We start from the raw sequence: 11,214 nt of genomic DNA on the forward strand, positions 1-11,214 counted from the left end.
GGGGCGCGGACCCGGGGACAGGCTTAGGCTGACCCCTGATGACGACGACGGCGGCGACTGACGAGGCAACGGGTTTTCCCCGGGAGATCTGGATCCTCATCGGCGCCGCCTTCGTCGTGGCGGTGGGATTCGGCATCGTGGCCCCGGCCCTGCCGCAGTTCGCCCGCAGCTTCGGGGTGGGGCCCACGGCCGCTGCGGCGATCATCTCCACCTTCGCGGCCTTCCGGCTGTTCTTCGCCCCGGTCGGGGGGCGGCTCTCCGAGGCCCTGGGCGAGCGGCCCGTGTACCTCACCGGGCTGGTGATCGTCGCGCTGTCCACGGGAGCCGCCGCGTTCGCCACCAACTACTGGATGCTGCTGATCTTCCGCTCGCTGGGCGGCATCGGCTCCACCATGTTCACCGTCTCGGCCGTGGCGCTGCTGGTCCGGATGGCGCCGCCCACCAAGCGGGGCCGCGTGTCCGCCGCGTACGGGTCGGCCTTCCTGCTGGGCAACGTGTTCGGCCCCGTCCTCGGCGGGCTGCTGGCCGGGCTGGGCCTGCGGGCGCCCTTCCTGATCTACGGGGTCGCCCTGCTGATCGCCGCCGGGGCGGTGGCCATCGGCATCCCGCGCGATGTGGGGCACGCCGCCCGCAAGGGAACCGGACCGCCCCGGATGTTGGTGCGTGAGGCCTGGGCGGACCCCGTCTACAAGGCCTGTCTGACCAGCGGGTTCGCGAACGGGTGGGCGAACTTCGGGGTGCGGGTGGCGCTGGTGCCGCTGTTCGTCGTGGAGGTGTTGCAGTCCGGGCCGCAGATGGCCGGCTTCGCGCTGGCTGCGTTCGCCGTGGGCAACGTGTTGGTGCTGAACCACAGTGGCCGGTTGAGCGACCGCATCGGGCGGCGTCCCCTCATCATCGGTGGGCTGGTGGTGTGTGGTGTGTTCACGGCCTTCTCCGGGTTCATCACCGACGTGTGGGTGTACCTCGGTGTGATGGCGGTGGCCGGCATGGGGGCGGGCATGCTGAACCCGGCCCAGCAGGCTGCGGTGGCCGACGTGGTGGGCAACGAGCGCTCGGCCGGGACGGTGCTCGCCGGTTTCCAGATGTCGCAGGACGTCGGGGCCATCCTCGGGCCGATCGTCGTGGGCATGCTCGCCGAGCAGTTCGGCTACGGCTTCGCGTTCGCTGCCACCGGCGTGATCATGGCTGCCTCGGTGCTGGTCTGGATCGGCCGCCGCGAGACCGCCCGCGTGGTCGTCGAGCAGGAAGGGACCTCGCCGCAGGCGACCTAGCGCGCAGTCGCGGCCCTGCTGCCAGTCGCGGCCCTGCTGCCAGTCGCAGCCCAGCTGCCGGCCGCAGGCCAGCTGCGCCCGCGCGCGTCGTTCACCCTTCCGTTCTCACTCCCCGGCCTCGGCCACCGCGGCCTCCTGGGCCCGGCGGGGAAGCATCGCGGCCAGGACCGCCACCATCGCGGCCGTCGTCAGCGGCACGAACATGGCCCGCCCCATGCCCCAGTGGGTGCTCGCCCAGCCGATCAGCGCAGGCCCTGCCAGGAAGGTCAGGTACCCCGCGCCGGCCACCACCGCGAGCATCCGCCCACCCCCGAGGTGGCCTGCCATGCCGTAGATCATCGGCGCCAGGACGGCCACGCCCACACCGACCAGCGCCCACGCGGCCAGCACGACGGCGAAGGACTCCTGGGTGGCGGCCACCAGGTATCCCACCGCCGCCAGCAGCGCACCGCCCACGAGGACCGGGCGGGCACCGAGGCGCTCCACCAGCAGGTCGCCGCTGAGTCGCAGCGCCACCATCGCGGCGGAGAACACGGCCAGCCCGGCGGCACCCAGCCCGGGGGAGACACCGGCGACGTCGGTGACGTGAATGGTCGACCAGTCCCACCCGGTGCCCTCGGTGATGCCGAACAGCACCGCCATCGCAGCCAACAGCCAGGTGATCGCGGGCAGCCGTGTGCGGCCCCCTGCCTCGTCATGGTGGGACACGATCGGTGTGTCCGGGGTGCGAGGGCTCACGCTCACCAGGAGACCCGCCACCAGGACGATCGCCCCGAGCGTCGCCACCACCACCGTCCCGCCGGGGCCGGAGGTGACCGCGTTCGCGGCCAGGACGGCACTGGCGCCGGCGAGTGACCCCATCGAGAAGAAGGCGTGGAGGGTGCTCATGATCCGACGGCGGGCCACGCGCTCGGCGCTCACCGCCAACGCGTTCATGGACACGTCCATGGCGCCGTTGCCCAGGCCCAGCAGGCAGGCGGCCACCAGCACCATCGGCCACGAGGTGGCGGCGGCGAGGACGGCGAAGGCGACCATCATCACCACCGCGCCCACGATGGTGGGGCGGCGGGCGCCGATGCGGTCGGCCAGACGGCCGGAGACCTGCATGGTGACCGCGGCGGAGAAGCCCACCGTCACCAGCAGCAGGGAGACGTCGCCCTCGTGGATGCCGATGCGGTCACGCAGGCTCGCCAGCAGGCCTCCCCAGATGCCGATCATGAACCCGTTGATGGTGAACAGCGCCGCGACCTGCGGGGCGGAGGTGAGGACGGGACGCAGCATGAGGACGATTCTCTCAGGGGCAGAGGGGGCTTCCTGACGACTGCGGTCCGGTGTGACGGATCTCCTGCGTACGCTCGCCCCATGGACCGGCGGACCCTGCGCACTGAGGTGCTTCTGGTGCTCGGCCTCTCGTTGGGTGCCTCGGCCCTGTGGTCGGTGCTGCAGCTCGTGGACCTGCTCTCCCGACCAGGTGGCCTGGGCGCTGCGACCACGTACATGAACCTCCCGGCCGATCCCACGCGTCCCTGGCTGTCGGTGCTGTACGAGGTGGTGGGCCTGGGCCTCGCGGTGGTGCCGGCGGTGCTGGCCCTGTTCCTGCTCGGTGCGCTGCGTCCCGGCCACGGGACCGACGCTGGTCCCGGCGCACGATCCGCCGCTGGCCCCGGCGACGAGGACGCACCGATCCGCAGGGGTGCCCGGATGATCGGCTTCGACGGCACCCGCCCCGGATTCGACCTGGCGGGCGGACTCGCGCTGGCGGCCCTCATCGGACTGCCCGGTCTCGCGCTCTACCTGGCCGCGACGCACTGGGGGTTCAACGCCACCGTCGCTCCGGCGGGCGAGGGGAGCCCCTGGTGGGCGCTGGGGCTGCTGGTGCTTGCGGCGCTCAAGAACGGCGTGCTGGAGGAGGTCGTGGTGGTCGGCTACCTCGTCACTCGATCTCGCCAGCTCGGACTCTCGCCGTGGATGGCCGTGGGCCTGGCGGCCCTCCTGCGCGGTGTCTACCACCTGTACCAGGGCTTCGGTGCGGGCCTGGGCAACGTGGTGATGGGGCTCGTGTTCGGTGCCTGGTACCTCCGGACCGGCCGGGTCATGCCTCTCGTGGTGGCGCACGTGGTGATCGACCTGGTCGCCTTCATCGGGTACTCGACCGTGGCCCCGCGCGTGGACTGGATCTGAGCACCACGCCCTGCACCGGCGCAGGCAGTGTGCCCGCGCCGAGGAAGGTCGGGCACCACGTCGTGAGGGTTGCCTCACCTCACGTACCCTGCGTGCATGTCGAAGCCGAACTACAGGGACTTCCGGGCCACCGTGAGCGCGGTGCAGCGCATCTCGCCCAGCTTCGTGCGCGTGACACTGGCCGACGAGGGCCTGCGCGACTTCGGGGACACCTGCCTGGACCAGCGCATCAAGGTCGTCTTCCCCTTGGCGGGCGCTGGTGCGGGGGCTGACCCGTTCGCCACCTTCCCGACGGGTGACACCTGGTACCTGGAGTGGCGGGAGCTCCCCGAGGCCCAACGCAACGTCTTCCGCACCTACACACCGGCAGCGGTGCGGCGCGACGCGGGGGAGCTGGACATCGACATCGCCGTCCACGGTGAGGCGGGCCCGGGCTCGGCCTGGGCGCTGCACGTGCAGCCCGGTGACTCTGTGATGGTGTGGGGTCCGGATGCGACCGTGCCCGGCAACGAGTCGGTCGGCGTGGACTGGACCCCGGGTGCCGCTGAGCGCTTCCTGCTGGCAGGCGACGAGACGGCGGTGCCCGCGATCATCAACATCCTTCGGGTGCTCGACGCCGGTGCCACCGGACAGGCGTTCCTGGAGGTCCCCGAGCAGGGGGACGTGCGCGAGGTGGAGGCCCCGGCTGGGGTCGAGGTCGTGTGGCTGCCCCGCGATGAGGGGCAGACGCCGGGGGAGCGGCTGGCCCGTGAGCTGCCGGAGCGGCTGACCGTCCAGCCCGGAGGCGTCGGGGCCGTCGCCGGTGCGGGCGGTGAGCAGCCGGATGTCACGGACGACCCCGAGGCGGTGCCGTGGGAGGTCACCCAGGTCACCGACTCCGCGTTGACCTACGCCTGGTTCGCTGCCGAGTCGAGCGCCGTCAAGGCACTGCGCCGTCACCTCGTGCGCGAGTGCGGTTGGGACAAGCGGCAGGTTGCCTTCATGGGCTACTGGAAGCAGGGCGTCAGCCAGGTCTGATTCGCCGCGTGCGGCAGCCGGGGCAGAGGCGTCCCACAGTCCGAGCTCGCCCGGGCGGGCTCGGACCGTGGGGTGGCTGGGCATGGTGGTCCTGTCAGTCGTGGATGTGGATGATGGCGGCGCCGGCGGGGTCGCGGGTGATGTGGTGGGTGACGCCGGGGAGCTCGATGATCCGGTTGTGCCGTCCGCAGACCGGGATCGCGTTGGACAGATCGGTCCGCCCACGGGTACCCGGGGATGCCGGGGATGTCGCTGCGGTTTGCCCCAGGGGGCCGGTGTCATCCGGTGATCCGTGGTCGCCGCAGTGCTCGGCTTGTCCGCCGGGGTGTTCGGTGTGTCCGTCGGGTGGTGGTTCGGGGTGTGCCCATCCGGGGGGTGTTCCGCGGGTCGATGCCCAGGGGGTGGCGTGGTGGAGTTGGCACCAGGCGAAGGGTCGGTCGCAGTCCTCGACAGCGCACTCGCTGTAGAGGTGGGCCAGGGCCATGCGTTGGGTCTCGGTGAAGAACCGCCTTTGTGTTCCCAGGTCCAACGGGAGGGACTCTCCTCCCATGACGGTCGGGATGATGCCGGACTGGGCTGCCAGGCGGCGGACCTGTCCGGCGGAGAGCTTCTGGCCGGTGTCGGTCTTGCCCGCCCGGTTGGTCTCACCGCGCAGGGTGTCCAGGTCGGTGGACACGATCACCGTGTACGAGGTCCTGGTTCCCAGCCGGTCGGTGGGCAGGTGGTCGATCAGCTCGACCAGCGCCTGCCCCTTCAGGGTGGCCCAGTCCTTGGCCACCTCACCAGCCTCGAAGTCCACGCCCGCAGTACCGGTCGTGCTGGTCGTGCAGGCGCCGCTGCCGGTGTCGGAGGCGCCCCCGGCACTGGTGTGGTGCTGGTTCTTGCGGCGGGTGGGTGAGGACAGGGAGGCCAGGTTCTTCTCCAGGGCCTTGGCCTGGAGGGTGGGCAGGGCGAACTTGCCGTAGGAGATGCCGTGGCCGGTGTGGTGGACGGTGAAGGACGCGTTCGCGTAGGCGTGGTCCTCCTCGGCGGTGATCAGGGCGTTCTCGTGCTCATCAACCACGTCCACCGGGACCGGCAGGGCTTCCAGGAGACGACGCGCCGCACGGCGCAGCGACTGCGGGCGCAGGGTGCGGGCCCGGTCGACCAGGTGGACCTCGATCGTGTGGCGCTGCTGGGCAGTGACCCAGTCCGGGGCCTTCGCCAACGCGTGGTGGATGACCAGGGCGTGCTCCTTGGACATCCACCCCTGATCCAACGCCACCCCCACCGGAGAACGGTCACAGTTCCGGGGTGGAGCTGGAGCATCAGGGCTGGTAGCTGGTGGTGCGGGGGTGGCGTTGCCCAGGCCTTCGGCCAGGTCGGCATCCTTCGCCGCGGAGGGTCCGTCCATGCGGCCTCCGGAGGCGAAGAACTGTGCCTCGTCCAGGTGGCGGCCGCGGCCGGCTTCGCGTTCGGTGCGGGCGACCGCCCCCAACCGCAGGCGGGCGGAGTCCAACCGGTTGCGGGCCCGGAAGGTCTCCTCATCCAGGGCACGGACCAGGTCCATCGACACACCGGCCCCACCACCACCGCCACCACCGCCGCCATCTCCACCGTTGGGAGCGGCTGCGGGAGTGTCTGCCGGCGCAGAGAGCTCGGCGATCGAGGCGAGCAGCTCATCCAGCCCCGCGTGCAGACTCTCCAGTGCCCGCGCGACCCGCAACCCCGCCCCCGACACCACACCCCCAGCACTACCAGTGTCACCAGCGCCTGGTGTCACGCGCACTCCAGGGGCGCCCGTGGCCAGTCCACCACTCGTTGTGGGTTGGGCTGCCACTGGAACCACCCCCTTGCTCGTTCGGTTCGGCTGGAGGATCCCCGCCTCCTGCCAACACCCCCACCATAGTACACACAACCGACACACGCAACCCCGAACTAGAACATGTGGACGAGCAGAGGGTCCCGCCGCCACGACCACCCCACCTGTGGACAACCCCCCACAACCCCCACAACCCCCGCGCGCCCAACCACCCCACCCACCCCACCCGCGACACGCGAAAGGGGGCCGACGCACCCGCGCCGACCCCCTCATCGCCCCCAGAGGCGCACCCAAGCGCACCCAGGCGCCCCCAAGGGCACGCCTGTCGGCGCGCCCACCCCTCACAACGCCGCGACCAGGTACCCGTCGTGGTCGTCGTCCCACCACAGCTCGGCCACGTCCTCGGTGTCCGCGGCCTTGCAAAACTGCAGGAAGCTCGAGTACCCCAGCGCCTTCTCGCTGAACTCCGCCTCGTGGTGCCGCAGCCGGTCCTTCAGCCCGGACAGCGGCACACCGTCACCCTCGGGGTCCTCCTCGTCGAGCACCCGCCGCAACAGGTCGAAGGCCACCTCGCGGTCCGCCTCCCCCGGCAGCTCCACCATCGGGTCGCCGGACGACGGCCCGTCCGAGAGCGTGATGACCCCGCGGTCGTCCAGGTGCTTCAGCAGCTCCCCGAACGCGCGGAAGCCGAAGTCCGCCTCGGAGAACGTCGGGTCCTTCCGCAGCAGGGTGCGCTTCAGGGCCGATGCGGTGACCGGCCCGCTTGCGGTGCGCTGCAGCCCCGCCACGGTCTGTGCCACGAGTGGCGCCAGCGCGCCGGTGCTCTGGTTGGCGGTGGCCACCTCCTCACCCTCGGGCGTCGTCTGCGGCGCCGACGTCGATCCGCCGCGGGAGGACTTGCCGGACTTCCCCCCATCGGCCTGGCTGTCCTCCTTCGGCGCCGGGGTCGATGCGGTGTCGCCCCCCGCCGCGCCCGACCCACCCTGGCTGGACGCGCCGCCCTTCTTGCCCCGCCCGGACTTGCCCTCGGCGGCCTTCTCCTTGGGCGTGTGCGGGTCGACCCCGTCGAGCGAGTCGTAGAAGAGGAACTCGTCGCAGCTGGGCGGCAGCATGGCGGAGGTCGAGTTCCGCACCCCCACCCCGATCACGTTCTTGTTCAGCTCCCGCAGCTTGTGCACCAGCGGGGTGAAGTCCGAGTCACCGGTGCAGATGGCGAAGGTGGTGATGTAGTCACGCTCGAAGGCCATCTCGATGGCGTCCACCACCATCTTGATGTCGGCGGCGTTCTTGCGCGAGGCCCCCATGCGCTGCGGCATCTCGATGAGCTCCACGTGGCTGCGCGTCAGCATCCGCCGGTCCTCGTCGAAGTACGACCAGTCCGCGTACGCCCGCCGCACGACCACCCGCCCGCGCTCGGCCAGGGCGTCGGCGATGGGCTTGAGGTCGAAGGTCATGCCCCCCAAGTGGTCCCGCGCGCCCAGCGCGAGGTTCTCGTAGTCCACGAACAGTGCGATCCGGTCTTCTTCCACACTGTGACCCTACTCGTCCCCTGGCGGGCCGACACCAGCCGTCAGCGAGGGGGACGGGGGCTGACCCGGATGGTGATGGTCCCTGCCACCACCACGGTGCCGTCCTCCCGTGTCGCGGCCACCCCGACCGGCACGTCGAGCGTCTCCTCGGCCCCACGGGGCCACTCCTCGGGCGTGGTGATGGCCACGCACTGCAGGTCGGTGGTCGACTTCGCGAGGTACTCCACCTCCATCCCCACGGGGATCCACCGGTGCGATGGGGGAGTGGTCGCCTCGGCGAGCAGCCCCATCGCCGCCTCGAGCCCGTTGCACACCGCGATGGCGTGCACGGTGCCCAGGTGGTTCTCCAGTGCCCGCCGCTTGGGCAGCACCAGTTCGGCGCGGTGCGGCCCCATGTGGCCGATCCGCATGCGGAGGGGTCGGAAGTACGGCACCCGCCAGCCGTAGACCCGGGAGAACAGGGCCCGGCCCGGACGGGTGTGGTGCAGGCGGCGGTAGATGGTGAAGGTGTCCACGGCGGAAGGACCAGCTCGCCTTCTCAGTCGCGCTCGTCGGCCACGGTGAGGTCCTGCCGCAGCGACCACCAGGTCAGCGGGAGGCTCAGCGCCGCCAGCACGGTCCGGGGCCGCGTCACCCCACGCCGCGCGATGAACCCGATGGCCTGCCGCTCCAGCCAGAGTCCGCCGGCGGCGCCGGCGGCCAGCAGCACCACCCCGGGCAGCAGCACCTTGCTCCACGGGATGTCCGGCTGGTCGAGACCCTGCACCGGGCTCGGTCGGTCGTGCTCGTCGTCCGTGGGCGCCGCGGTGGTCGGCTCGCCCCCGGTGCCCGATGCGGTGAGCGTCGCCTCGGGTGCCCGCGTGCCGGGGGCGACCTCCTCGGGGCGCAGCGCGAAGACGGCCGCGGCGGCCCCGATGATGGCGGCCTGCAGCGGCCAGCGCTTGCGCCAGTCCGGCACCCAGTCCGGCAGCGCCGTGCTGGCCGCTGCCAGGCCCGCCAGCCCCAGGGTGGTGGTGACGGGGAACGCCGAGGTGCGGGTGGCGCTCTTCAGCACGCTGTTGGCCACGTCAGTCCTCCTGGACCTGGTAGGTCCCGGTGAGGGTTCCCCGGCCGAGGGTCTGGAACAGCATCGTGAACGCCGCCACGGTGGGGGTGGCGGACTGGTCCAGCCCCAAGTCGTCGGTGTCCAGGGCGTGCACGGCGAAGATGTAGCGGTGCGGGCCGTCGCCGGGGGGCGGGGCCATGCCGGCCCAGGCCTTGGCGCCCGTGTCGGCGCTGACCATGAACGCGCCCTCGGGCAGGTTGTGCCCACCCTCGGCGCCCGCGTCGGCCGCCAGCTCGGTGGTGTCGGCCGGCAGGTTCAGCACGGTCCAGTGCCAGAAGCCGGCGGGGGTGGGCGCGTCGGGGTCGAAGCAGCTCACGGCGAAGGACTTCGTGCCCTCGGGGGCGCCGGACCACGCCAGGTGGGGCGAGGTCTCGTCGCCGTCGGCGGCGTGGCGGGCGTCCATCGGCTCGCCCTCGCGCACGTCCGTGCTGGTGACCTCGAACGATGCGGTGTCGGGAAGGAGGCCGTAGGGCTCAGGGGCTTGCGGTCGCTTCAGGTCCATGTCCCCACCGTATTGGTCCACAGGCTGTCCGTCACCCCGGCGCCGCGCCCACTACGGTTCGGGTCATGACTGCTTCACCCGCCACGTCCCGCCAGGCGATCGACCTGCTGCCGGAGTCCGCCCGCGCCTTCGGCGTGGTGCTCGAGCGCCTCGACGACGGGGCCTGGGGGCGCCCCACCCCGTGTGCCGAGTGGTCGGTGCGGGAGGTGGTGAACCACGTGGTCGCGGAGCACCTCTGGGTGCCCCACCTGCTGCGCGGGGAGTCGCTGGAGGAGGTCGGCCAGCGCTACGAGGGCAACGTGCTGGGCGGCTCTCCCGCCGAGGCCCGCCGCGCCTGGCAGATGGCCATGCTGGGTTCCCTGCAGGCGTGGGCACAGGTCGAGGACCCCGAGCAGCCCGTCGCCTTCTCCGGCGGCGAGCACACGGCGGGTGAGTACGCCCACCAGATGCTCGTGGACCTGGTGGTGCACGCCTGGGACGTGGCCCAGGGCGGTGGGGTGTCGGTCCCGGTCATCACCGATGCGGTGGGCGTCGCCTTCGGCTACGAGAAGCCGCGCGTCGCCGAGGGGCGGGCGGCCGGCCTCTTCGGACCCCCGACGCGCCCCCGGTCGGACCACCCGATGGACCAGCTCGTCGCACTGCTGGGGCGCTGACCGGTGTCCGTGCTCCCCACCTCCCGCCCTGCCACCCCCTTCGCGGTCGTCGATCGGGACCGCCTGCAGGCGAACATCGACCGCATGGCCCGGCTCGCCGCGGACCGCGGCCAGACCCTCCGGCCGCACGCGAAGACGCACAAGTGTCCGCAGATCGCAGCCCTCCAGCTGGAGGCGGGCGCCGGTGGTCTGACCGTCGCCACGCTGGGTGAGGCGGAGGTCTTCGCCGATGCGGGGTGCACCGACCTGCTGATCGCCTACCCCGTGTGGTGGGACGCCGACCGCGGGGCGCGCGCCGCGCGCCTGGCGGGTCGGGTCCGGCTGGCCGTCGGGGTGGACTCCGTGGAGGCGGTGCAGCACCTCGCCGCCATGCTGGGCGTCTCGGCCGGGCGCCCGCTCGACCCGGACGCGCCCGGGGCACCCGGTGCGTCCGGCCCGGAGACCCCCGGGGCCCTGCCGGAGCTGATGGTGGAGGTCGACTGCGGACACCACCGCAGCGGGTGCCTCCCGCAGGACGCCGGCAGGGTGGCGCGAGCCGGCCTGGAGGCCGGCTTCGTGGTGCGCGGGGTCTTCGCCTTCCCGGGCCACAGCTACACGCCGACCGGGCGGGAGGAGGTCGCCGCCCAGGAGGCACGCGACCTGGCCGCCGCCGCCCGTACCGTGCACGAGGCAGGCGTGCTCGACCCCCTCGTGAGCGGCGGCTCCACCCCCACGGTGGAGCACGAGGTCAGCGGCTTCGACGAGGTGCGCCCGGGCGTCTACGTCGTGGGGGACGCCCAGCAGTGGGAGCTCGGCACCTGCTCGCCGCAGGAGATCGCCCTGACGATCCACGCCACCGTGGTCAGCCATGCCGGGGGACGTCTCGTCCTCGATGCGGGGAGCAAGGCCCTGGGTGCCGACCGCGCCGCCTGGGCCACCGGTTTCGGCCGCCTGCTGGACCACCCGGAGGCCCGCATCGAGCTGCTCTCGGAGCACCATGCCGTGGCGGTGCTGCCGGAGGGCCAGGAGCTCCCAGCGCTCGGTGCCGAGGTGCGGGTGGTGCCCAACCATGCCTGCAACGCCGTGAACCTGACCGACGAGCTGTGGGTGGAGTCCGGCGGCGAGCTGGTGGAGGCCTGGCCCGTGGCGGCACGGGGCCTCAACGCCTGAGCGGCG

The 11,214-nt window shown here is 72.3% G+C and carries 11 protein-coding genes; 5 read left to right on the top strand and 6 right to left on the bottom strand.

The window, feature by feature from the left end:
- The first annotated feature begins 38 nt into the window (after positions 1–38).
- Complete coding sequence (locus ACEY2A_RS11320; protein WP_374928682.1) at positions 39–1,271, top strand: MFS transporter; 1,233 nt, start codon at positions 39–41, stop codon at positions 1,269–1,271.
- Positions 1,272–1,376: 105 nt separating this feature from the next.
- Here the strand turns inward: ACEY2A_RS11320 and ACEY2A_RS11325 are convergent, their stop codons facing one another.
- Positions 1,377–2,552, bottom strand: a complete 1,176-nt coding sequence (locus ACEY2A_RS11325; RefSeq protein ID WP_374928683.1) for an MFS transporter — start codon at positions 2,550–2,552, stop codon at positions 1,377–1,379.
- Between the two features lie 81 nt (positions 2,553–2,633).
- Here ACEY2A_RS11325 and ACEY2A_RS11330 point away from each other — a divergent pair, with 81 nt between their 5' ends.
- On the top strand, positions 2,634–3,452 hold the full coding sequence (locus tag ACEY2A_RS11330; protein ID WP_374928684.1) for a CPBP family intramembrane glutamic endopeptidase: 819 nt from the start codon (positions 2,634–2,636) through the stop codon (positions 3,450–3,452).
- 96 nt (positions 3,453–3,548) lie between these two features.
- Positions 3,549–4,469 carry a siderophore-interacting protein gene (locus ACEY2A_RS11335; protein ID WP_374928685.1) on the top strand — a complete coding sequence of 307 codons (921 nt, stop codon included), beginning with the start codon at positions 3,549–3,551 and terminating at the stop codon, positions 4,467–4,469.
- 94 nt (positions 4,470–4,563) lie between these two features.
- Here the strand turns inward: ACEY2A_RS11335 and ACEY2A_RS11340 are convergent, their stop codons facing one another.
- The 5 genes from ACEY2A_RS11340 to ACEY2A_RS11360 all read right to left on the bottom strand — a co-directional run bounded on the left by ACEY2A_RS11340 (position 4,564) and on the right by ACEY2A_RS11360 (position 9,406).
- The gene (locus tag ACEY2A_RS11340) at positions 4,564–6,018 is read right to left on the bottom strand and encodes a DUF222 domain-containing protein (RefSeq protein WP_374928686.1); all 1,455 of its coding nucleotides are present in this window, start codon (positions 6,016–6,018) and stop codon (positions 4,564–4,566) included.
- Between the two features lie 593 nt (positions 6,019–6,611).
- Entirely contained in the window at positions 6,612–7,799 is a 1,188-nt protein-coding gene (locus tag ACEY2A_RS11345; RefSeq protein ID WP_374928687.1) for an NYN domain-containing protein, read from the bottom strand.
- A 41-nt stretch (positions 7,800–7,840) separates the two neighbouring features.
- Entirely contained in the window at positions 7,841–8,314 is a 474-nt protein-coding gene (locus ACEY2A_RS11350) for a hotdog fold domain-containing protein (protein WP_374928688.1), read from the bottom strand.
- 23 nt (positions 8,315–8,337) lie between these two features.
- A complete protein-coding gene (locus tag ACEY2A_RS11355) occupies positions 8,338–8,865 on the bottom strand; it encodes a hypothetical protein (protein ID WP_374928689.1) in 528 nt (175 codons plus the stop codon).
- Position 8,866: 1 nt separating this feature from the next.
- Positions 8,867–9,406, bottom strand: a complete 540-nt coding sequence (locus ACEY2A_RS11360; RefSeq protein WP_374928690.1) for a YbhB/YbcL family Raf kinase inhibitor-like protein — start codon at positions 9,404–9,406, stop codon at positions 8,867–8,869.
- Positions 9,407–9,471: 65 nt separating this feature from the next.
- On the opposite strand from ACEY2A_RS11360, the gene ACEY2A_RS11365 reads away from it, so the two are divergent.
- Positions 9,472–10,059 carry a TIGR03086 family metal-binding protein gene (locus ACEY2A_RS11365; protein ID WP_374928691.1) on the top strand — a complete coding sequence of 196 codons (588 nt, stop codon included), beginning with the start codon at positions 9,472–9,474 and terminating at the stop codon, positions 10,057–10,059.
- A 3-nt stretch (positions 10,060–10,062) separates the two neighbouring features.
- Positions 10,063–11,208, top strand: coding sequence for an alanine racemase (locus ACEY2A_RS11370; RefSeq protein WP_374928692.1), 1,146 nt, complete (start codon positions 10,063–10,065; stop codon positions 11,206–11,208).
- Positions 11,209–11,214 lie beyond the last annotated feature (6 nt).

This window comes from Kytococcus sedentarius, assembly GCF_041937525.1.
Classification (GTDB): Bacteria; Actinomycetota; Actinomycetes; order Actinomycetales; family Dermatophilaceae; genus Kytococcus; species Kytococcus sedentarius_A.

Coding starts and splice junctions, on each gene's coding strand:
- ACEY2A_RS11320 (WP_374928682.1), top strand. CDS start 39: ATGACGACGACGGCGGCGACTGACGAGGCAACGGGTTTTCCCCGGGAG.
- ACEY2A_RS11325 (WP_374928683.1), bottom strand. CDS start 2,552: ATGCTGCGTCCCGTCCTCACCTCCGCCCCGCAGGTCGCGGCGCTGTTC.
- ACEY2A_RS11330 (WP_374928684.1), top strand. CDS start 2,634: ATGGACCGGCGGACCCTGCGCACTGAGGTGCTTCTGGTGCTCGGCCTC.
- ACEY2A_RS11335 (WP_374928685.1), top strand. CDS start 3,549: ATGTCGAAGCCGAACTACAGGGACTTCCGGGCCACCGTGAGCGCGGTG.
- ACEY2A_RS11340 (WP_374928686.1), bottom strand. CDS start 6,018: ATGGACCTGGTCCGTGCCCTGGATGAGGAGACCTTCCGGGCCCGCAAC.
- ACEY2A_RS11360 (WP_374928690.1), bottom strand. CDS start 9,406: ATGGACCTGAAGCGACCGCAAGCCCCTGAGCCCTACGGCCTCCTTCCC.
- ACEY2A_RS11365 (WP_374928691.1), top strand. CDS start 9,472: ATGACTGCTTCACCCGCCACGTCCCGCCAGGCGATCGACCTGCTGCCG.